Genomic DNA, 20,544 nt, shown 5'->3' with positions numbered 1-20,544 from the left:
CCGGGAATCGTCGGGTCAGTTATGCACCCCCCGGTGAAAGGCTGGCGCATGGCCAGTGACCCATCGTTCACCGTCGAGTTGACGAGCCAGACGCCACCGGGCGAGCGGTTGCTCGTCGGGATGGCCGGCGTCGGTGTAGCCGGCCTGACCGCGGCGGACTACCTCGTCAACAACGTCGAGACCGAGCAGATCGGCCACATCCGAACGCGGAACCTCCCGGACATCACGCCGTTCACGAACGGCGAGCCGCGCCACCCCATTCGGCTCTACAGCGCGACCGGTTCGGACGTGACGGTGCTCATCAGCGAGGTCTTCCTCCCGACGTGGGTGGCGGACCCGCTGACGGACGCCCTGCTCGGCTGGGCCGGCAGCCACGACATCCGGGAGGTGACCGTCCTGCACGGGACGCCGTTCCCGCACCGTGAGGAGGAACACGTCGTCTACCACGTCGCCACCGAGGCCTATCGGGAGGCACACTTCCCGCCCGAGGGGGGCCCGGAGATCGAACCGCTGGCGGGCGGTTTCTTCGACGGAGTCATCGGCGAGCTCCTGGTCCGGGCACTGGACGGCGAGGCCCCGGCAACGGGCGTGCTGGTCACGCCCACCCACATGCCGGGACCGGACCTCGACGCGGCCGTCCGGCTGCTTGACGCACTCGAGCCCGTCTGTGGGATCGAGGTGGACGAGGGGGAACTCCGCGACCGGGCCGAGGAGATGGAGCGCTACTTCGCGGACCTCGCCGAGCGGATGCAGTCCATTCAGGAGGCCGAGGAACCGACCGAGGGCCACGACTATCCCACGAACCGGATGTACATGTGAGCTGATCGCCACGCCGTCGAGGACCCACCCGCGACCGGCGGGACCGGGGCCGAACGGTCCGGCGAGGGCCGGCGTCAGGGTGCTTCGGAGGGGGACGCGACACCGGCGACGACCTGCGGCGCCAGCGGGTCCAGCCCCCTCCTCTCCCCCCCGCTCGCGCAGTTGCGCCGCCAGTGATACCAAACCGGCAGTCCGCTCTCACTGGATGAGAACCGGTCGCACGGTTTTCAGCTCCCGGCTCGAACCGCCCCATGTACCATGAGTTCACGTTCGAACCCGTTCCGCGAGATCGAGCGCCTGTTCGAGACCATGGGCCGCCAGTTCGACGACGCGGCCCACATGTTCGAGGGTGAGGGCCCGCTGGGCCGCTTCGCCGAGGTCGAGGAGATGGCCGTCGACCTCGCCGACCGCGACGACACGTTCGTCCTCACGGTCGACCTGCCCGGCTTCCAGCGCGACGATGTCGAGGTGACGGTCACGGACCACAGGGTCCGCATCGAGGCCGACCACGACGAGGAGACCGTCGATGAGGACGAACAGTACCTCCGGCGCGAGCGCCGTCACCGCTCGGCCAGCCGGTCAATCCGGCTCCCGGAGACGGTGGACCGCGACGCCGTCTCCGCCACGATGAAGCACGGCGTCCTGACGGTCACGCTCCCGAAGGCGGAGGCCGCGGACGCACACACCATCGACATCGAGTGAGGCGGCGCCCTCCGTGGACCGGTTCCGGGGCGTCACCGGCGCTCCGGAGTCCACCCGAGGGACAGGACTAACTGCCGCGCGCTTGCCGAAGCGGGTGTCCCGTGGCCTCATCGAACGCCCGCGCCCTGACCCTCGTCGTCGCACTCCTCGCCACCGGGCTGGTCGCGCTCGCCCCTGTCGGGGGGAGCCTCACCACGGCCGGTCAGTTCGCCCTCGCGACGATGACCTTCGCGGCCATCCTCTGGGTGACGGGTGCGATCCCACTCCCGCTGACGGCGCTTTGCATCCCCATCCTCCTGACGGCGTTCGGCGTCTATCCCTCGTTCGGGGACGCCGTCGCCGGCTTCGCGGACCCGGTCATCTTCCTGTTGCTGGCGGGGTTCGTGCTGGCCGAGGCGCTGCAGGCCCACGGGATCGACCGCCGCATCGCCTACCGCATCCTCGTCCGCTTCGGCACGTCCTCGCGCGGCCTCGTCGCGGGCGTGATGGTGGCGACGGCGCTGCTCTCGATGGTCGTCTCCAACACGGCCACCGTCGCGATGATGGTCCCCATCGTGCTGGGCATCGTCGACTCGGTGACCGACCTGACGACCGCCGAGGCGGCCGGCTCCGGCGAGCGGGCCTCGAACCTGCAGGTGGCGATGCTGCTGGGAATCGCCTACGCGGCCAGTCTCGGCGGCGTCGGTACCCTCATCGGGACGCCACCCAACGCCATCGTGGTCGGCCAACTGGACGAGCTGCTGGGCTTCGAGATCACCTTCGTCGAGTGGCTCGCCATCGGCCTCCCGATGGTCGTGCTGTTGCTCCCCGTCGCGTGGGTCCTCCTGACGTACGTCGTCTACCCACCCGAGCCATACGACGTGCAGGCGGCCCGCGAGCGCGCTCGCGAGGAGCATCGGGCGATGGGGCCGCTCTCGCCTGCGGCGCGACGGACCGTCGTCGTCTTCGCCGCGACCGCCGGGCTCTGGTTGCTGGGCGGCTTCGAGTTCCTCCTCGGCGACCTGCTCCCGTCGGCGGTCCGGGTGACGCTGTTCGGCGGCGACGGGGCCAGCGTCTTCGGGACCGCCGGCCACGAGGGGTTGCTGTTCTACGTCCTCGTCGGGATGGTCTCCATCCCCGTGCTCGTCGTGAGCGGCGCGGCCGAGTGGGACGACCTCGTCGACATCGACTGGGGGACGCTGTTGTTGCTGGGTGGGGGCATCTCACTCGCGAACGCCCTCCGGGATACGGCGGCCACGCGCTGGATGGCCAGCGTGACCGTCGAGGCGCTGGCCGGGACGTCGGTCGTGGTCGTCCTGCTGGCCGTGGTGGCGCTGACCGTCCTCGTGGGCGAACTGGCATCCAACACCGCGATGGCGGCCATCCTCGCGCCGCTGCTCATCAACGCCGGACCCGCCTACGCGGCCGCGCTCGGGACGACGAGCGAACTCGCAGCCGTCCTGCTGGCGGTGACTGGCGCCATCGCCGCCAGCTACGGGTTCGCGCTCCCGGTCGCGACGCCGCCGAACGCCATCGTCTTCGGCGCCGGCTACGTCGAGCGCGACCACATGCTCCGGGCGGGTGTGCTGCTGGACGCCGTCGTCATCCTGCTCACCACCGGCGCGGCCTACCTGCTCATCCGGTTCCTCTGGCCCCACGTGCTGGGGTGACCACCGGCGGCTATCGGCTGGAACGCCTGGCGTCGGCCGTCGGCCGCTCCCAGCGGGGGAGAAGACACACCACGCTTTAGACGCGTCCGGGCGGACCCGGAGATATGGCCCCCATTCGTCGCCTCGTACTGGACGTGCTGAAGCCCCACGAGCCGTCGGTACTGGAGTTCAGCCGACGGGTCGCGGATGTCGACAGTATCGAGGCGGTCAACGCGTCGCTCATCGAACTCGACAACGAGGTGCAGAACCTGAAGCTCACCTTCGAGGGCACGGACATCGAGTTCGCGGCGGTCGAGGACGCCATCGAGGGACAGGGCGGGACCGTCCACTCCGTCGACCAGGTGGCCTGTGGCGACTACCTCGTCGACGAACGACCGACACCACAGGACCGCTGAACCGTGTCGCCCCTCCGACAGCGGCTGGCACAGGTCCTCTCGCGTGAGGACGTCCTCCCCATCGCCCGTCGCTACTTCGTCTCCAACGGCTTCGACGGGACGCTCACCTGCATCGGCGTCGTCGTCGGTGCGGTCCTCTCCGGCATCCCCGACGGCGCGACGGTTATCAAAATCGGCCTCGGTGCAGCGGTCGGTCTGGGCACGTCGGCGGTCTGGAGCGTCTGGGAGATCGAGCGTGCCGAGACGAAGGCGGAGATCATCCGGATGGAGCGGGCGATGCTGACCGACCTCGACGACACCCGCATCCAGCGCGAGCGCTCGACCGCCCGCCTCCTCCACGCGATGGCCAGCGGCCTCGGGCCGATACTCGGCATCCTCATCCCGCTCTCCCCGTTCCTGCTGGAGGGGGGCCTCCTGACGATGGTCGAGGCCGCCCTCCTCGCCGTCGGGCTCGGCATCGGCGTTCTCGGCGTCTTCGGCGCCTACATGGGCTCGATCTCCGGGCAGCGCTGGTACGTCGCCGCCGCGCGGATGGCGCTGGCCGGACTCGTGGTCGCCGTCATCAACCTCTTCCTGCCCGGGTGACTCCGACGGCGGGGTGACCGTGACGCCACCTCCAGTCTTTCGCTGTTTCCAACATTCTGCGAACCACCGGCTCCTCATTACTGGTCGCCGAGCCTCCCTCCTGGTATGGTAGATACGTTCGTCGTCGTCGGCGGGGACGCAGCAGGAATGAGCGCGGCGAGCAAGGCCAAGCGGGAGGACCCGGACCTCGATATCGTCGTCTTCGAGAAGGGCGAGTGGGTGTCGTACGCGGCCTGCGGGATGCCGTACTACGTGAAGGGCGAGATCGACGAACTGGAGGATCTCGTGCAGGTGACAGCCGAGGAGTTCCGCGAGGAGCGCGACATCGACCTCCGGACGGGTCACGAGGTGGTCGGCATCGACCCCGAGGCCCGCACCGTGCGGGTCGAGGGGCCCAACGGCGAGTTCGACCAGCCGTACGACCAGCTCCTCGTCGCCACAGGTGCCCACGCCGTGAAGCCGCCGTTCGACGGTATCGACCTCGACGGCGTGTTCACCATCCACTCGATGGACCACGCCGACGCCATCCAGGAGTACGTCACGGAGCGTGACCCCCAGAGCGCGGCCATCGTCGGCGGCGGCTACGTCGGCATCGAGATGGCAGAAGCGCTCGACGAGCGCGGCCTCGAGGTCCACATGTACGAGATGCTGCCCCACGTCCTCCAGCCGTTCGGCGACTCCGTGGCGACCGTCGTCGAGGCCCACCTCCGCGAGCAGGGCATCGAACTCCACCTCGACACCGCGGTCCAGGGGTTCACCGGCGACGGCGCCGTCGACGGCGTGGCGCTGGAGGACGAGACCGTCCCCGCCGACATCGTGGTCGTCGGTGTCGGCGTGGCGCCGAACGTCGCGCTCGCCGAGGACGCGGGCATCGAGATCGGCGAGACGGGGGCCATCGCCACGGACGCGTACGGCCGGACGAACGTCGACCACATCTACGCCGCCGGGGACTGCGCGGAGGCGCACAACGTCGTCACCGACGCCCCCGACCACGTGCCGCTCGCGCTGACCGCGAACCGGGCCGGGCGCGCCATCGGCCAGAGCGTGACCGGGACGCCGACCGAGGTCGGCGGGATGGCGGGGACGGCCATCGTGAAGGCGTTCGACCTCGGCGCGGCCCGGTCGGGGCTCACCGACGAGGAGCAGGCCCGCGATGCGGGGTTCGACCCCGTCTCCGTCGAGATACAGGCCCCCTCACGGGCGCACTACTACCCCGGTGCGACGGAGTTGACGGTGATGCTCATGGCCGACCGACCCAGCGGTCGGGTCATCGGGGCCAGCATCGTCGGGCGTGAGGGCGTCAAGCGTATCGACACCGTCGCAACCGCACTCCACGCCGACCTGACCGTCGCGGAGGTCGAGAACCTCGACCTCGCGTACGCGCCGCCGTTCAGCCCGGTCTGGGACCCCGTCGCCACCGCGGCGCGGGTGCTGAGTGGAAAGGTGGACTGAGTCCCCCTCTTGAACGATAATGGTTTATCTGGTGGGTTATTGTCTCCATAATCGAGGAAATCTGAATATTATCGTCGGGAGGAATCGGTAGCGGGACAGTTCGCGTCAGCTCGGGAGTTCGACGGCGCCGGTGCCCTCGTACTTGTCCTCGAACTCGCGGATGAGCTGGCCCATCTTCGCGTACCAGTCGTTGAGCATCCGCTGCATGTCGGCGGACATCTTCTGGGCGTCGGTGGGGTAGTAGACGTGGTAGTATCCGCCGTGGTCGTAGTTGATCTGCTCCTTCTGGACGAAGCCGGCCTTCAGGAGCCGCTGGACCGCACGGTAGGCCGTCGAGTGTTCACGGTCGACCGCCTCGGCGATCTCCTCGACGGTCATCGCCTCCTCCGCGCCGACGATCGCCTGGAAGCAGTCCTTGTCGAGCTCCTTGAGCCCGTGGAAGCACTCCAGCAGCCCCTCACACTCCATATCCTGCTGGAGTTGCTCTGACATCGGGTCTGGCATCAGTATCGATGGCAGATTGGAGCTGTGCGGTTAAAATGTTTGCGCGGTTTTTGCACAAGCGACAAGACACCGGACCGGTGGCCGTACCGGGCCCGAGCGCGACCGCCCGGTCGGTCTATCGCTCGAGGGGGGACTCCGGTTGCGTCCCCTCGTACTTGTCCTCGAACTCGCGGATGAGCTGGCCCATCTTCGCGTACCAGTCGTTGAGCAGCCGCTGCATCTCCTGGGCCATCTCCGAGCCCCCGGCGGGCCGGTAGACGTGGCAGTAGCCGCCCTGCTCGTAGTTGATCTGCTCCTTGCGGATGAGCCCAGCGCCGAGGAGCCGCTGTATGGACCGATAGGCGGTGGAGCGCTCGCGCTCGACGACCGCGGCGATCTCGTCCACCGTGAGCGCCTCGTCCGCGTCGGTCAGGACGCCGAACACCTCGCGGTCGAGGGCTTTCAGGCCGTGGAAACACTCCAGCAGCCCCTCGCACTCCATGTCCTGCTGGAGGTAGTCCGTCATCGCGTCGGGCATACGTATCTCCGCTAGCGGCTCGAGCGATATAAGATTGTGGATGTTGCCCAATACAATATCTGGGCGCTGCGCGTGGCGGTCGCGGCCGAGCGACACGGCCGCTCACCCCTCGGCGTAGCACAGCGTCCGACGACATTCCTGACAGACGTAGGGGACCGGGGTGAGTATCTCGTCCGCGCGGAGGCCCCCGAGGAACCCCTCGCCGGAGGAGGCTGAAACGATGGCGAGTTCACCCGCGAGGTCGGTTCCCTGCAGCTCCATCCGCTCCAGCGATGCCCCACAGTCGGGACAGTCCCGGTCGACATCCATGTGTGGTTGTGGGAATTCTCCGTTTCCATAAGTATCCTCTGGAGCCACCCAGGCCGCGCGCGAGTCACCGAAAGAACCCCACAGTCACCTGGGCTACAGTGTCGTTTCGGGGTCGTAGCCATCCATAACTTATCACCAACCATGTGTAGCCTATCCAGATATTGTATTGTAGCCTATACCCAAAACCGTTAAGTCGAGACATCGGTTATCCTCGTCTGCGCAGAATCCCATGGAATACACAAGACTGCACGAGGTGTCAGACGATGTTCGGTATTGAGAACCTCACGGGGCCGACGGGCGCCGCCATCCTCATCGGGGCGGTACTGCTCGAGGCACTCGTGTTGTACGTCGGGTACGGGGCGCTGGAGCGCGTGCTCGGCCCGACCATCGCCCGGGTCCTCCGGGGTGAGTGAGCGTGGAGGTGTTCGGCATCGCCGCGAGTCTGCTCGCGATGTTCGCGAGCTTCGGCGTCCTCATCGGCCTCCTGTTCGGCTTCTTCGGCATGGGTGGGTCCTTCCTGGTCACGCCCGCACTGCTGGTGATGGGGTACAAACCGGACGTGGCGGTCGCGTCCGGCCTGGCGTTCGTCTTCGGGACCTCCGTCATCGCCACCCTGAAACACCGCGACCTCGGCCAGGTCGACTACAAGCTCGGCGTGCTGATGATCGCCGGGACGACCGCGGGCATCGAGGTCGGCCGCATCGGATTGCACTGGCTCCAGGACGCGGGACTGGCCGATACCTTCGTCAGTATCGCGTACGTCGCGCTGCTGGGCGGCATCGGCGTCTTCGTCACCTACACCGCACTGAAAGGTGACGGCGACGGTGGCGTGAGCCACGACGCGGCCGACGGGGAGATCGACGCGGACGACATCCCCGACATCGCGAAGAAGATCCAGTCCTACCGCGTCCCCCCGATGATGAAGCTCAAGGGCGGCATCAGGGTGTCGCTCTGGATGATCCTCGGCGTGGCCTTCGCCACGGGGCTGCTGTCGGGCCTGCTCGGCGTCGGCGGCGGCTTCATCCGCATGCCCGCGCTGTTCTACCTCATCGGCGTCCCGGTCCCTGTCGCGGTCGGGACGGACCTGTTCGAGATCGTCTTCTCGGGCGGGATCGGCAGCTTCCTGTACGCCATGGACGGCGCGGTCGACCTGGCCATCGTCGTCCCGCTGCTGGCGGGGAGCGCCCTCGGTGCCCGGCTCGGCGCCGCCGCCACGAGCCTCGTCGACGAGGACGACATCAAGGTCTACTTCGGCGTCATGCTGCTGCTGGGCGCCATCGCGGTCGCCGTCCGGAAGATCGGTGGCGTCGTCGAGATGCCCGTCCTCGACACCGTGGCCCTGGTCATCATCATCGGCGCCGCGCTGCTCGTCAGCGGCGCGGTGGTCGTCAGCTCCATCCGCGAGCTGCGGACGGCTGAGACCTCGACCACGGCACAGACCGCGGACTGACACCGCCTCCGGGCGGTCCGTTTCCTTCCTCATCTCCTTCCCTCTCCGATTCCGTTCACGAGCCGCGATTCCACCGCTCGCGGGATCCGTGTACCTCGGACACAGTATTGTATGTTCTGCGAAAGACTTGTCTCTCCGGAACCGCTACATCCGCGTATGCGCACCGACTGGAAGCAGCAGCTCCGACACCAGCGACAGCGAAAGGAGACGTACTTCGCGGAGAGCGAGCACTCGGCGCTCACGCCCCATGAGCGGGCGGACTTCGACGGCCTCTCGCACTACCCGCCCGTCGGGGCCTACCGGTTCCGCGTCCCGCTCCACGAGCACGACGAGAAATCGCGGGTCACGGTCGCCACCAGCACCGAGGGCGAACAGGAGTACGTCCGCTGGGGCGAGTTCCGCGTCGACATCGACGGCCAGGCGGTGGTCGTGCAGGCCTACAAGAGCGACCCCGGCGAGGACCGGCTCTGGGTGCCGTTCCGCGACGCGACGAGCGGCGACGAGACCTACGGCGCCGGCCGCTACCTCGACCTCGAGCCGGAGGAACACCGCTCGGAGGACGGGACGTGGCTGCTGGACTTCAACGAGGCGTACAACCCAACGTGTGCCTACTCCGACCGGTACGAGTGTCCGCTGCCGCCGGCCGAGAACTGGCTGGAGGTTCCTATCGAGGCCGGCGAGAAAGCCTACCACTGAGTCCGGTGCAGCACGGACGAGTCGGCCGAGCCGTTACAGGCCGGCGACGTCCTCGATAGCGTCGGTGAGTGCCCTGATGCTCTCGACGTCGTGTTCGCCCATGTGCCCGATACGGAACGTCTGCTCGCCGATGTCGCCGTAGCCGTTCGAGAAGACCATGTCGTACTCCTCGCTGACCTGTTCGATGGTCGCGGCCACGTCGATGCCGGCGGTGTTCTCGACGCACGTCACGGTCTGTGACTCGTAGCCCTCCTCGGGGAAGAGGCCGAAGTGCTCGCGGGCCCAGTCGCGCGTGTACTCGGCCATCTCCTGGTGGCGCTGGTCGCGCGCGTCGTGGCCCTCCTCCAGCATGTGCTTCATCTGCTTGCGGTAGGCCAGCATCAGCGGAATCGCGGGCGTCGAGTGGGTCTGGCCCTTGCGGTCGTAGTAGTCCAGGCAGCGCTGGAAGCCGCCGTACCACGAGGCCGACTCCTTGTCGAGTTCGCGCTCGTAGGCCGCGTCGCTGACCGTACAGACCGCGAGCCCCGGCGGCATCGCGAACGCCTTCTGCGTCGACGTGAAGATGCAGTCGATGTTGTGCTCCTCGACGTCGACGAAGTCGCCGCCGAGACAGGAGATGGCGTCGACGACGAAGTAGGTGTCCGGGTAGTCCCCGAGGAGATCGCCCACCTCCTCGACCGGGTTGCGGACGCCCGTGGAGGTCTCGTTCATCACCATCCCGACGGCGTCGTAGTCCTCGCCGGACTCCAGCGCGTCGCGCACGTCCTCGGGCTTGACGGCCGTGCCCCACTCGTACTCGATGCGGTCGACCTCCTTGCCGAGGCGCTCGGCGACGTTGGCCTGGCGCTCGCTGAAACTGCCCGACGTGGGCACGAGCATCCGGTCCTCGACGAGGTTCATCGTCGTCGCCTCCCAGAACTCCGTGCCCGAGGCCGTCAGGACGATGACGTCGTTCGTGGTGCCGAGGAACTCCTTCGTGTCCTCGACGATGGTGGTGTAGAGGTCGGTCATCCGGTCCATCCGGTGGCCGAACATCGGCTCGGCCATCGCCTCGATGACGTCCTCGCGGACCTCGGTCGGACCGGGGAGATACAGCGTCTTGTCGGGGTAATCGCCCGTGTACTCGCTCTTCTTGGTCACGTGAACCACCTGATATCCGAGTCCACTCGGGGGGAGGGCAAGGGAGTTGTGATACCTGTAAGGAACCCGGCAGGCCGGCGGCACCGCTTCGGGTCAGGGACGTGCGGCGACGAGCAGTCCGGCAGCGGGCGGAGCGGTCGCCAGGGACCGTTCAGCGCACGGCGACCGGCGGGACGAGCAGGACGTTGGCGTTCGCCCGCGCCGTCACGCGCTCGGACGTGCTCCCCAGCAGGAGCCGGCGGAGCCGGCTCCGCCCGCGCGAGCCCATGAGGATGCTCGTCGGGTCCACCTCGGCCTCGGCCGCGAGGATCTCCTCGCTGGCCTCGCCCTGTCGGACCATCGTCCGCGTCTCGATACCCATCCCCTCCAGCCGGTCGGCCAGCTCCGCGAGGCGCTCCTCGGCGTTCTCGACCACCTCCGGCTCCGAGCGGCGCTCGGGCGGGGCCACGTGGACCAGCGTCGCCTCCTGCGTGGCCCGCTTGAGGGTACGGAACTGCTCGAACGCCCGCTCGGCGTTCTCCGAGAAGTCCGTCGCGTACAGCACTCGCTGGAACAGGTGCTCGTTGGCGACCTCGTGGCCGCCCTCGTCCTCGAGGATGCGCTGGACCAGCAGCGGCCGGACGGCCGTTCGGGCGACGTTCCGGGCGGTTCCGCCGATGAACCGCTCGCGGAGCGGGCTCTTCCCGCGCGACCCCACGATGATGAGGTCCGCGTTCACCTGCTCTGCCAGCCCGTTGATGCGGCGGTGGGGCGTCCCGCGGACGACGTGGGTCTCCACGTCGAACCCCTCGGCCGCCAGCAGTTCGCGCTGGCGGTCGAGGCCCGTCCGGGCCCGCTTGCCGAAGTCGCTGCCGGGCATCCCGGTCGTCACGTTCGGACTGGTCACGTGGACGAGGTGGATCTCGGTGATTCCGTACCGCTCGAGGCACTCCAGGCAGATGCGAGAGCCCATGGCGGTCTCGATGGCGTCGGACAGGTCGGTGGCGTAGACGGCGCGCATACGTGTAACGTGGCGACGCGTGCGCATAGTTTTGTTGTTTATTCCCAATATTGTGCGTCGTCCAGTTTCCGGATGGCCGCCGGTCGAGCCGGGGTCAGTCCTCTCCAGTCGGGTCGCCGGCGCCCGCACCGATGGCCTTCGCGAGGGCGATCACGTACGCCATCCCCTGCTTGACGTCGTCGTCACGGAGCGACTTCACGAGCGAGAGCGTGCTGGGTGACGCCCGCTCGGTCCGCTCGGCGGTTCCCACCGCCGAGAGGAGTCGGGCGAGGCCGTCACGGGTGTCGGGCTCGGCGGCGGTGTCGGCCAGTTCGCCGAGGCTGGCGCCTGTCCCGGCGAGCGAGACGACCATCTCGTCGGTCAGCGCGTCGCTCGCCAGCGAGACGACCTCCGCGACCTCTGCGAGTTCCTGCAGCGTGCCCCGGCGCTGGAGGTCGACGAGCGTCTCCAGCGCGTCGGCCAGTTCGTCGCCGTTGGCGCCGATGCTCTCGGCGAGTCGCACCGTCTCCTCGGTGGCGAGGCCGTCGGCGGACTCGGCCAGCGTCGACCCCGTGTCGGCCAGCTCGACGACCATCTCGTCGGTCATCGCCTCCTCGCCGAGTGCCAGCACGTCCAGCAGCTCGTTGACCGCGTCCAGCCGCCGGACGAACGTCGCGACGGCCTCCGGGTTCTCCTCGATGGCCGATTCGAGCTGTTCGCGGCCGGTCGGTCCGGCAGGGGTCTCGTCGGTGGCCTCGGTCGCCGCTGCCGCGGCCGCCTCGTCGGTCCCGCTCTCGGCCTCCGCCTCGGCCGCCTCGGATGCTTCGGCCGCCTCGCCGGAGCCGTCCGTCTCTGTCCGGGGGGTCTCCTCGTCGGTCATGCTCAGAGCAGCCCCCGTGCGGTCAGCCAGTAGGACTCGTTGTACGCGAGTTTCGCCCAGTGGAGCTTCTTCGACGGTGCCGGTGGCGTCGGCGGGTTCTCGTAGTCGAACTCGACGTACGAGGCCGCGTCCATGCCGGTCTCGATGAAGCAGACCGTCTTGCCGTGGTAGACCTCCGTCGCGGGGCGGTCCCGGAGTTCGCTGGCGATGCGCTGGGCGACGACGCCGGCCTGGTAGTGCGCGACGCTGCCGGCCTTCGGGACGCCCGTGTCGGCGGTGTCGCCGATGGCGTAGACGTTGTCGGCGTGGACGGCCTCCAGCGTCCCCTTGTCGACCTCGACCCAGCCGCGGTCGCCGAGCCCCGCCTCCTCCACCAGGTCGATGCCCCGGTGGGGCGGGATGGTGACGAGCAGGTCGTAGTCGAGTTCGCCGCCCTCCATCGAGGTCATCACGCCGTTCTCGGCGTCGATCTCCTCGGCGTTGAAGAACGTCTCGACGTTGATGTCCCGCTCCTCCATCAGCGGTGCCGCCCACTCCGCGATGTGGGGGTTGCCGTGGACGCGCTGGATGGGGTAGGTGTAGGTGATGTCGATGTCCTCGCGGAGGCCACGCTTGCGGAACCAGTCGTCGGCCATGAAGACGAACTCCAGCGGCGCCGCCGGGCACATGTGGGGTGACCCGATGACGCTCAGGACGAGGTGCCCCTCGGTGAACGAGAGCAGTTCCTCCTGCAGCGCCAGCGCACCCTCCTCGGTGTAGTAGTCGTGGCCTCCCTCGACCAGGCCGGGGATCTCCTCGGGCGCGAGTCGCGACCCCGTCGCGAGCACCAGTTTGTCGTACCGGCCCGGCCCGCTACCGTCGCGGTAGGTCAGGCGCTGGGCGTCCGTGTCGATGTCCGTGACACGGTCGATGACGACATCGACACGGCTGTCGACCAGGTCGCGGAGGGGTCGCCGGCCGTCCGACGGCTCGCGCTTGCCGAACGGGACGTACAGCCAGACCGGTTTGTAGACGTGGTCATCGCTGTCGTTGACGAGCGTGACGCGCACGTCGCCCGCGTCGATCTCCGACGCGAACCGGTCGGCCAGGTCGTTGGCGAGGACGGCGCCGCCTGTCCCGCCGCCCACGATGACGACATCTCGGGTCATGCTTTCCTCACCAGGATGCGGTAGTGGTCCTCTGCCTCCTCGGTCCCGACGACCTCGTTCCCGGACTCGGCGGCCCACTCGGGCACGTCGACCAGCGACTGGTCGTTGTCGCTCAGCAGGGCGACCACGGTTCCGGAGTCGACCTCGCGGATCGCGCCGACGAGGTCCATCAGGGGACCAGGGCAGGCAGCCCCCCGCGAATCGACCGTCTTCTCCGCCTGTGTCTCGCTCATAATGCTACCCTCACCTAGAGCGTCTCCCGACATAATATTGCACGGTAATTCCAAGGTTATGGGAGCGAGGCGGAGAACGGGGAAGCGACCGGAGTGGTGGTCAGTCGTCGCTGGGGGTCGGGGTGGCCGTATCGTCGGCGCGCTTGCTTCGCCAGACGCCCTGCGCGTACGCGCCGAGGAACATCCCGGCGATGGCGTAGAGGATGGGCCAGTTGCCCACCCCGAGGCTGGCGTAGGCCGCGCCGGGGCAGATGCCGGCCAGCCCCCAGCCGACGCCGAAGATGCCGCCGCCGACGAGGACCCGCCGGTCGAACGCCTTCAGCCGGCGCTCGTACCGGCGGCCGGTGAGTGGTGCCCCGTCGCGCAGGCGCGGGACGAACCAGAACGCGAGCCCGGCGACCACGGAGCCGCCACCCATCACGAACAGCAGCCCCAGGTCCTCGAACGTGAGGAAGTCGAGCACGACCTCCGGGCGGGCCATCTGACTGATGCCGAGGCCGAAGCCGAAGATCAGCCCGCCGACCAGCACCGTCGGCAGGAACAGCGGGTGTCGGCCGCTGCTCACGGTGTCACCCCCAGCGCGGCGACGACGTTCGCGGTGACGATGGCGACGAGCATGAACGTCACCACGCCGACGATGGACGTCCGGGAGACGGAGCCGACGCCACAGATGCCGTGGCCGGAGGTACAGCCCTTCCCGACACGGGTGCCGACACCGACGAGCGTACCGCCGACGAACAGCCGCCACGGGGCGACCGCGGTCGTCCACGCGCCGCCCTGAATCGTGAGGGCGTAGACGGCCGCCCCGAGGACGATGCCGACGGTGAAGACCACTCGCCAGTCACGGGACGCGCGGTACCGCTGGAACCGGTCCCGGTCGGAGACGTACGACAGGGTCGACTCCAGGAACGTGCTCGCGCCGGCCGGGATGCCCGTCCCGTAGTAGATGACGGCCGTCCCGAGTCCGACGAGCAGGCCGCCGATGGCGTAGTGACTCACGCCGTTCGGGAAGAACGTCTCCAGCCCGAGTAGTCCACTGAGCATCTATCTCCCCTCAGTCACTCGTGAGCGCATCCTGGCTGGCGGCGCAGTTGTTCGGGCCCAGCTCGAGGGTGAACGCTTCCTCGTCGTCGGCCGCCTGCTGTCCGAGGTTCGTCGCGATGATGTCCTCGTAGTTGGCCGGCCGGGGCGGCATATCCGCCAGCACCAGGTCGACGAAGTCGTCCTCGTCCATCGAGAGCGCGTCCATCCGCTCTCTGAGGTCACCGATGGGGGCCGTGTAGGTCCCGTCGTCGGCGGGTTCTGCGGCGTCGCTGAAGTGGGCGCCGCCGACCAGCACGTCGTCGTCGAGCGTGAGGACGCGCTCCTGCAGGCTCTCGTAGAGCATCCGGGCGGCGTCCGGCGCGCCGTCGTCGCCCTCCTCGAGGTCCGGGCGGGCGACGCTCTCGATGAAGAGGCCGTCACCCGTCGCCAGCAGGCTGTCGTCGACGAGGTAGCTCGTCATCCCGGTCGTGTGGCCGGGGGTGAACACGGTCTCGATGGTGGCGTCGCCGACATCGAACTCGTCGCCGTCCTCGGCCAGCGTCACCTGGTCGGTGTAGGTGACGCCGCGCTCGGCGGCGGCCGCGGGGACGACACCCTCGACGCCCTCCTCGACGAGCGCGCGCACGCCGGAGATGTGATCGGCGTGGATGTGGGTATCGATGGCGTACGTCAGGTCGACACCGAGTTCGGCGGCGTCCTCGAGGTAGCGGTCGGTGAACGCGCGCAGCGGGTCGATGACGGCGGCCTCGTCGCCGTCGTAGACCATGTAGCCCAGGCAGCCGCTGGAGGGGCGCTGGTACTGGACGAGCGTCCCCGCGCCGTCGTAGCCGGTGATCTCCTCGGCCTCGTAGATGGAGGCCCAGCCGTTCATCCCGTCCTCGAGGTGGTCGACGTCGTAGCCGCGGACGGAGAGTTCGGCCGCGACGTACTCGCTGGCACCGCCCTTCGCGCAGAGGACGGTCATGTGGTCGTCCTCGGGCAGCTGCTCCAGCACCGCGTCGTCGATCTCCTCGTCCAGGAACTGGAAGTAGGGGACGTTGATGGACTCGACGTTCTCGCCGTCGATGGCCCACTCCTCGTAGTCGCTCGACATCCGGGCGTCCAGCAGGGTGACCGCCTCCCCGTCGTCGATACGGGCCTTGAGCTGCTCGGGGCTGGTCGATTCAACAGTCACGTCGGGCATCTCGACGCCCAACTCGTCCGGGTTCATGTGTGCATTCCCCCGTACTGGAGTGATCGACTTAAGATTTTGCATAGTATTTCCAATCTACCGCAATATTAGGTTCGCGCCGGAGCGATCTATGGCCCGCTCTCGCGGGGGAGCACGGAACGAACTGCTCCCGGACTGCGACAGATGGCGCTCCGAAGCCTTCAGAGGATGTCCCTGCCGTCACGGGTTCTCGTTCCCCGCGTGTGCGTAGCCGAGATGGTTGTGTATTGATTGGGCAATAATCGATATACTTATCACGGGCAAGCCGATATTGTGCGATAGTCCCAATAGAGGACATCCGAAACATGAGCACGGAAACACCTACCGAGACGCTCGACGTGAAGGGACAGAACTGCCCGATGCCGGTCATCAAGACCAAGGGAGCCTTCGACGGGCTCGCCCCCGGCGCCACGCTGGAGGTGGTCGCGACCGACTCCGGGAGCATGAGCGACATCGCGGGCTGGGCGGACTCGACCGAGGACGCCGAGCTCGTCGACCAGGAGGAGGGCACGGAGGACGGCGAGGCCGTCTACCGCCACTACATCCGCAAGACCGAGTGACGATGAGCACGGACACCCAGCCCACCCCCGACGGCGCACCCTCGGCCGAGGAGTTCGAGGCACTCCAGTCCCGTATCGACGACCTGGAGGACGAACTCGCGGCCGTCCGTACCGAGGTGGACGACGATACCCAGAAGATGGTCATCATCGCGACGAAGGGGACCCTCGACATGGCCTACCCGCCGCTCATCCTCGCGAGCACGGCGGCCGCCTTCGGATACGACGTGACCGTGTTCCACACCTTCTGGGGGCTCGAGATCCTCCACGAGGAGAAGGCCGACGACCTCAAGCTGAGCGCCGTCGGCAACCCCAATATGCCCGTCCCCAACGTGGTCGGCGCGCTCCCGGGGATGGACCGGGTCACGACCCGGATGATGGCGAAGCAGATCGCCGACAACGAGGTCGCCACGGTCCGCGAACTCATCGAGACCTCCATCGACCAGGGCGTCCGGTTCCAGGCCTGCCAGATGACCATCGACCTGATGGGCTACGACGAGGACGACTTCTTCGACGAGGTCGAGACCGGCGTCGGTGCGGCCAGCGCCTTCCAGGAGATGGCCGAGGCCGACATCCAGCTGCTGGTCTGAGCACCCGGCACACCCCCCGGCGACTTCCGGTCGCCCCCCGACTCCCGAACCCCCGGTTCTGCCACCGCCCCGGCTCCGGCACGCCGGTAGCGAACCGTCGTGTGCCAGCAGGCCCTCGCTCGGCGTTCTCAGATCGCCGGAGTCACCCCACCGCTTCTTCTTCCCCGACACGTAGCCGCAGCCATGGTCGTACTGGTCCCCATCGACGACTCGGACCCGGCGTGGACGGCACTGGAACTCGCCGTCGAGGCGTTCCCGGGGACGCTCCTGGTGGTCCACGTCGTCGACCCGCTGCGGGCGCTCGCCACGCACGGGAGCCGGGGGCTCGACGGCGCGATGGATGCCGCACAGCACGATGCCGAGCGGATCCTGGCGGCGGCCACGGCCCACGCCGACTCGCGGGGTGTCGCGACCGAGACGGAGGTCGCGTTCGGCGATCCTGCCAGGACCATCCTCGAGTACGCCGCGCTCGACGAGGTCGACCACGTCGTCATCGGAAGTCACGGGCGGACGGGCGTCGGGCGGATACTGCTCGGCAGCGTCGCCGAGACCGTCCTCCGGCGGTCACCCGTCCCCGTCACCGTCGCGCGCTGACGGACGGGCGGCGAGGATGCGCCGGCCTCACCGGACGAGCGTCACCGGGACCGAGGCCCGGCGAGCGACCGTGTCGGCGACGCTCCCGAAGAACGGCCTGTCCGCGCCCTCCCTGCCGTGCGCTCCGAGGACGATGTGGTCCACGTCCTCCTCGTCGGCGTAGCTCAGGACGATCCGGTCGACGTCGCCGATGTCGGAGTCGGTGGCCACCTCGCGGTCGTAGTCCGCCGCCAGGTCGCGGGCCGCGCCGAGGATGGCGTCGGTCACCCGCTCGGTGGCCTCGTACCACTCCGCCGAGCCCATCATGTGCTCGTACGTCGGCTCGAACCCCTGGTGCTCGCCGTACGTCGGCTCGAACAGGTCGACCACGTGCAGGACGGTGATGTCGGCGTCCGGGAACTCCCGCAGCGCGTACCGGAGCGCCTGGCGCGCCAGCGGCGACCCGTCGGTGGGAACCAGCACGTGTCGTGTCATCGGAGCCTTCCCACCCCCTCGTCGGTGTCGAGCGGAGGCCGGGTACTGTCGAACATCTGCTCGCCATCGGCTGGGACGCGAGACGGATTAGAAGCAGCGGCGGTTCCCCGGCGCCGGGAATCTCCACCCAGGAGCAGCATGCGAGCGTTCTGTCACCTCTCAACCAGTGAGAACGACGGATTGGATGATACCGGTGTGGATGCAAGCACGAGTATGTCCACGGAGTCCACAGCCGTCTCACGGCGCGACTTCCTCCGAACGGCCGCCGGCGCCGGTGCGCTCGCCGGCGCGACCGGCACCGCCACCGCACAGGACGGTACCACCCACACCGTGGCGATGACGGACGGACTCGTGTTCGACCCCGAGACCATCGCCATCGAGCCCGGCGACACGGTGGTCTGGGAGAACGTCGGCTCCATCGGCCACTCCGTGACCGCCTACGAGGACGACATCCCCGCCGAGGCCGAGTTCTTCGCGAGCGGCGGCTTCGACACCGAGGGGGCCGCGCGCAACTCCTACCCCGATGGCGAGGTGGGTGGTGGCGAAACCTACCAGCACACCTTCGAGGTCGAGGGCACCTACGGCTACTTCTGCATCCCGCACGAGGGCGCTGGGATGATCGGCACCGTCAACGTGGGGACCGCCGGCGCCACGCCGACGGATAGCGGCGGCCTCGTTCCGGAGGTACCGGAGAACGCACGGACGCTCGCTCTGGGCGCGCTGGTCGCGGGGCTGTCGGTGCTCGGACTCGCGTACTTCTTCATGCGTTACGGCGGCGAGTACGGCCTCGGCGAGGAGTGAGACTGTCGCCAGCGGCGGTTCGACGGCGGTCGCGCACGGAACGAGAAGGTGGGTCTCACTCGCGGCGTGGTGTCACTCCGAGTACCCCTCCTGGAGGAACGCGCCCTCCGTCTCGTACATGGAGAGGAGCTCCTCGACGAACTCCTCGAGGGTCTCGTCCTCCTCCAGGTGGCGTTCCATCCGCTCTTTCAGGTTGTCGCTGATCTCGAGTGTGTGGGTCATGGTGCTGGCGCTGGCGCGCGCATCTCGAACCGACGCGGTCCTCGCAGAAATACGTTGCCGGGGCCACCCCCCGACCCCCACGGGTCGCTCCGGACTCGCTGCCGCTGGCTGAGATTATTGGAATATGGGTCCATTATCGGTGTTGCGGGCGAGACTCTACATGGATGGGCACAATAAATGGATAACTGGCGGTGTATAGAGTGGGTGGTCGTGTCGATATGCCACAAGGCTCTCATCGCGCGGGAATCGCCGACAGCGTGTCGTCGATGGGCGACGGCGGGTACGCATGGACCGCGGAGTTACCGTCCTCGTCGCGCTGTTCGTCCTGCTCGCCGGCTGCTCCTCTCTGACTGGCGACCCCGCAGGCACGCCGACCGCGACACCGACGGCCACCCCGACATCGACCGGCACCCCCGCAGCGACCGGCACCCCCGCAGCGACCCCGACATCGACCGATACCCCCGTAGCGACCCAGACCCCTGTCGGCGACGACCTGGCACCGGGCGTCACTCGCGAGGGTATCGTCAACCCGGTCGCCCTGACCGGCGCCCACCAGCGCGTGCTGCTGGCCGAGGGGTTCGTGGTGAACCAGACCGTCACGAGCACCTACAACGGTACGGTCAGCAACCGACTGGACCTGACGCTGACGGCCGGGCCCGGCGGCGAGGTCGCTCTCATGAACGGCACCTCGGCGGGGTTCGACGCCGGTGGTGACGAGAGCGTCATCACGAACGACGTGTGGGTCAACACCACCCACCAGTACAACCGGCACGTCGAGAGCGGCTCGACCACCTACGACGTGACCAGACGGCTCTACCCGCCGGAGTACTTCGTCTGGTTCGGCACCCTCCAGCGCGACATCCAGTTCGCCGGCACCGACCACGAGGTGAGAGGCATCGAGACCCGCGACGGCGTGCGCTACGTCGCGCTGGAGGCGACCATCGACCGTGTCGGGAACGACGGCGTGACCGACACGGTCTCGCGACTCGTCGTCGACGAGAACGGGGTCATCCGGAGTGCCGACGTGCGGGTCGACTACGGCGAGGGCCAGACCTACCACACCACGTACGAGGTGGTCCGGCTCGGCACCGCGGCCCCGACCCGACCCGCGTGGGTCGACGCCGTTCCGCCGAGCGCCTCGCTCGACCTCGAACTCGACGTCTTCGCGTTCGACGCGTCCAGCATCGAACTGGTCCACCTGTACGGGGATGCCGTGCCAGAGGGCTCCATCGTGACCGTCGTCTCCAACGGGACGCTGTACGAGACGACGCTCGACGAGCCGTTCGGCGACGACCAGCGCTACCTCTGGGTCGCCGCCGACGGCACGCTCCGCGCGACCGCCGACCCGCCCGCACCCGACGCGACGGCGACGCTTGGGCAGGAGGTGACCGTCGAGGTCATCGCCCCTGACGGCGGGGGGCTGTTCTCGACGAGTATCGGCCGGCGGTAGCGACCGCGGGGAGCCCGGAAGCGACTTCGGGCAAGGGCTGGGAGCGACCACGGCCGGTGACCGCTCGCTCCGGGCTTCGATTCTCGATGGTCGAGAACCGGAATACCCGGTTAAATCGGCTGCTCGCGTCCGTTCTAGCGGTGA

General features: G+C 68.3%; 27 protein-coding genes. 14 read left to right on the top strand and 13 right to left on the bottom strand.

Annotation, left to right across the window (positions count from 1 at the left end):
• The first annotated feature begins 48 nt into the window (after positions 1-48).
• The 6 genes from P2T62_RS14055 (at position 49) to P2T62_RS14030 (ending at position 5,602) form a co-directional block, all read left to right on the top strand.
• Positions 49-819, top strand: a complete 771-nt coding sequence (locus P2T62_RS14055; protein WP_276257706.1) for a proteasome assembly chaperone family protein — start codon at positions 49-51, stop codon at positions 817-819.
• Positions 820-1,077: 258 nt separating this feature from the next.
• Positions 1,078-1,521, top strand: coding sequence for an Hsp20/alpha crystallin family protein (locus P2T62_RS14050; RefSeq protein ID WP_276257705.1), 444 nt, complete (start codon positions 1,078-1,080; stop codon positions 1,519-1,521).
• 101 nt (positions 1,522-1,622) lie between these two features.
• Entirely contained in the window at positions 1,623-3,170 is a 1,548-nt protein-coding gene (locus tag P2T62_RS14045) for an SLC13 family permease (RefSeq protein WP_276257704.1), read from the top strand.
• 104 nt (positions 3,171-3,274) lie between these two features.
• Positions 3,275-3,565, top strand: a complete 291-nt coding sequence (locus P2T62_RS14040) for a DUF211 domain-containing protein (protein WP_276257703.1) — start codon at positions 3,275-3,277, stop codon at positions 3,563-3,565.
• 3 nt (positions 3,566-3,568) lie between these two features.
• Positions 3,569-4,150 (top strand): VIT1/CCC1 transporter family protein, encoded by a 582-nt coding sequence (locus P2T62_RS14035; protein ID WP_276257702.1) that lies wholly within the window; start codon positions 3,569-3,571, stop codon positions 4,148-4,150.
• 105 nt (positions 4,151-4,255) lie between these two features.
• Positions 4,256-5,602: an FAD-dependent oxidoreductase gene (locus P2T62_RS14030; RefSeq protein WP_276257701.1), complete on the top strand. Its 1,347-nt coding sequence runs from the start codon at positions 4,256-4,258 to the stop codon at positions 5,600-5,602.
• A 105-nt stretch (positions 5,603-5,707) separates the two neighbouring features.
• Here P2T62_RS14030 and P2T62_RS14025 read toward each other — a convergent pair whose 3' ends face one another.
• The 3 genes from P2T62_RS14025 to P2T62_RS14015 form a co-directional block, all read right to left on the bottom strand.
• Positions 5,708-6,106: a helix-turn-helix domain-containing protein gene (locus P2T62_RS14025; RefSeq protein WP_276257700.1), complete on the bottom strand. Its 399-nt coding sequence runs from the start codon at positions 6,104-6,106 to the stop codon at positions 5,708-5,710.
• A gap of 115 nt (positions 6,107-6,221) precedes the next feature.
• Entirely contained in the window at positions 6,222-6,623 is a 402-nt protein-coding gene (locus P2T62_RS14020; RefSeq protein ID WP_276257699.1) for a helix-turn-helix domain-containing protein, read from the bottom strand.
• A gap of 102 nt (positions 6,624-6,725) precedes the next feature.
• A complete protein-coding gene (locus tag P2T62_RS14015) occupies positions 6,726-6,932 on the bottom strand; it encodes a hypothetical protein (protein ID WP_276257698.1) in 207 nt (68 codons plus the stop codon).
• A gap of 263 nt (positions 6,933-7,195) precedes the next feature.
• Here P2T62_RS14015 and P2T62_RS14010 point away from each other — a divergent pair, with 263 nt between their 5' ends.
• From P2T62_RS14010 to P2T62_RS14000, 3 genes are all read left to right on the top strand, one after another.
• Positions 7,196-7,345 carry a DUF7512 family protein gene (locus P2T62_RS14010; RefSeq protein WP_276257697.1) on the top strand — a complete coding sequence of 50 codons (150 nt, stop codon included), beginning with the start codon at positions 7,196-7,198 and terminating at the stop codon, positions 7,343-7,345.
• 38 nt (positions 7,346-7,383) lie between these two features.
• The gene (locus P2T62_RS14005) at positions 7,384-8,382 is read left to right on the top strand and encodes a sulfite exporter TauE/SafE family protein (protein ID WP_420028458.1); all 999 of its coding nucleotides are present in this window, start codon (positions 7,384-7,386) and stop codon (positions 8,380-8,382) included.
• Positions 8,383-8,538: 156 nt separating this feature from the next.
• Complete coding sequence (locus tag P2T62_RS14000) at positions 8,539-9,078, top strand: DUF1684 domain-containing protein (protein ID WP_276257696.1); 540 nt, start codon at positions 8,539-8,541, stop codon at positions 9,076-9,078.
• A gap of 33 nt (positions 9,079-9,111) precedes the next feature.
• Here P2T62_RS14000 and P2T62_RS13995 read toward each other — a convergent pair whose 3' ends face one another.
• The 8 genes from P2T62_RS13995 to P2T62_RS13960 all read right to left on the bottom strand — a co-directional run bounded on the left by P2T62_RS13995 (position 9,112) and on the right by P2T62_RS13960 (position 15,712).
• Entirely contained in the window at positions 9,112-10,218 is a 1,107-nt protein-coding gene (locus tag P2T62_RS13995) for a pyridoxal-phosphate-dependent aminotransferase family protein (protein WP_276257695.1), read from the bottom strand.
• Positions 10,219-10,369: 151 nt separating this feature from the next.
• Positions 10,370-11,218: a universal stress protein gene (locus tag P2T62_RS13990; RefSeq protein WP_276257694.1), complete on the bottom strand. Its 849-nt coding sequence runs from the start codon at positions 11,216-11,218 to the stop codon at positions 10,370-10,372.
• A 94-nt stretch (positions 11,219-11,312) separates the two neighbouring features.
• Positions 11,313-12,077: a helical membrane plugin domain-containing protein gene (locus P2T62_RS13985; protein WP_276257693.1), complete on the bottom strand. Its 765-nt coding sequence runs from the start codon at positions 12,075-12,077 to the stop codon at positions 11,313-11,315.
• Positions 12,078-12,079: 2 nt separating this feature from the next.
• Positions 12,080-13,225 carry an NAD(P)/FAD-dependent oxidoreductase gene (locus tag P2T62_RS13980; protein ID WP_276257692.1) on the bottom strand — a complete coding sequence of 382 codons (1,146 nt, stop codon included), beginning with the start codon at positions 13,223-13,225 and terminating at the stop codon, positions 12,080-12,082.
• Positions 13,222-13,458: a sulfurtransferase TusA family protein gene (locus P2T62_RS13975; protein WP_276257691.1), complete on the bottom strand. Its 237-nt coding sequence runs from the start codon at positions 13,456-13,458 to the stop codon at positions 13,222-13,224. Before P2T62_RS13975 ends, P2T62_RS13980 begins: the two co-directional genes overlap by 4 nt.
• Before the next feature lie 100 nt (positions 13,459-13,558).
• On the bottom strand, positions 13,559-14,023 hold the full coding sequence (locus P2T62_RS13970; protein WP_276257690.1) for a DUF6691 family protein: 465 nt from the start codon (positions 14,021-14,023) through the stop codon (positions 13,559-13,561).
• Positions 14,020-14,502: a YeeE/YedE family protein gene (locus tag P2T62_RS13965; RefSeq protein ID WP_276257689.1), complete on the bottom strand. Its 483-nt coding sequence runs from the start codon at positions 14,500-14,502 to the stop codon at positions 14,020-14,022. Before P2T62_RS13965 ends, P2T62_RS13970 begins: the two co-directional genes overlap by 4 nt.
• Before the next feature lie 10 nt (positions 14,503-14,512).
• Positions 14,513-15,712 (bottom strand): MBL fold metallo-hydrolase, encoded by a 1,200-nt coding sequence (locus P2T62_RS13960; RefSeq protein ID WP_276257688.1) that lies wholly within the window; start codon positions 15,710-15,712, stop codon positions 14,513-14,515.
• A gap of 305 nt (positions 15,713-16,017) precedes the next feature.
• Between P2T62_RS13960 and P2T62_RS13955 the strand changes: the two genes are divergently transcribed.
• From P2T62_RS13955 to P2T62_RS13945, 3 genes are all read left to right on the top strand, one after another.
• Complete coding sequence (locus tag P2T62_RS13955) at positions 16,018-16,272, top strand: sulfurtransferase TusA family protein (protein ID WP_276257687.1); 255 nt, start codon at positions 16,018-16,020, stop codon at positions 16,270-16,272.
• A gap of 2 nt (positions 16,273-16,274) precedes the next feature.
• Entirely contained in the window at positions 16,275-16,859 is a 585-nt protein-coding gene (locus tag P2T62_RS13950; RefSeq protein ID WP_276257686.1) for a DsrE/DsrF/DrsH-like family protein, read from the top strand.
• Between the two features lie 183 nt (positions 16,860-17,042).
• Complete coding sequence (locus P2T62_RS13945) at positions 17,043-17,453, top strand: universal stress protein (protein WP_276257685.1); 411 nt, start codon at positions 17,043-17,045, stop codon at positions 17,451-17,453.
• A 27-nt stretch (positions 17,454-17,480) separates the two neighbouring features.
• On the opposite strand, the gene P2T62_RS13940 is transcribed toward P2T62_RS13945, so the two are convergent.
• Positions 17,481-17,927 carry a universal stress protein gene (locus tag P2T62_RS13940; RefSeq protein ID WP_276257684.1) on the bottom strand — a complete coding sequence of 149 codons (447 nt, stop codon included), beginning with the start codon at positions 17,925-17,927 and terminating at the stop codon, positions 17,481-17,483.
• 213 nt (positions 17,928-18,140) lie between these two features.
• Here P2T62_RS13940 and P2T62_RS13935 point away from each other — a divergent pair, with 213 nt between their 5' ends.
• The gene (locus tag P2T62_RS13935; protein WP_276257683.1) at positions 18,141-18,728 is read left to right on the top strand and encodes a plastocyanin/azurin family copper-binding protein; all 588 of its coding nucleotides are present in this window, start codon (positions 18,141-18,143) and stop codon (positions 18,726-18,728) included.
• A gap of 72 nt (positions 18,729-18,800) precedes the next feature.
• On the opposite strand, the gene P2T62_RS13930 is transcribed toward P2T62_RS13935, so the two are convergent.
• Positions 18,801-18,950: a DUF7557 family protein gene (locus P2T62_RS13930; RefSeq protein WP_276257682.1), complete on the bottom strand. Its 150-nt coding sequence runs from the start codon at positions 18,948-18,950 to the stop codon at positions 18,801-18,803.
• Positions 18,951-19,236: 286 nt separating this feature from the next.
• On the opposite strand from P2T62_RS13930, the gene P2T62_RS13925 reads away from it, so the two are divergent.
• Positions 19,237-20,400, top strand: a complete 1,164-nt coding sequence (locus P2T62_RS13925; RefSeq protein WP_276257681.1) for a hypothetical protein — start codon at positions 19,237-19,239, stop codon at positions 20,398-20,400.
• Positions 20,401-20,544 lie beyond the last annotated feature (144 nt).

This window comes from Haloglomus litoreum (assembly GCF_029338515.1).
Taxonomy (GTDB): Archaea; Halobacteriota; Halobacteria; order Halobacteriales; family Haloarculaceae; genus Haloglomus; species Haloglomus litoreum.
Note: the sequence above shows the minus strand (reverse complement) of the source record. Positions and strands in the feature narration are given on the sequence as shown.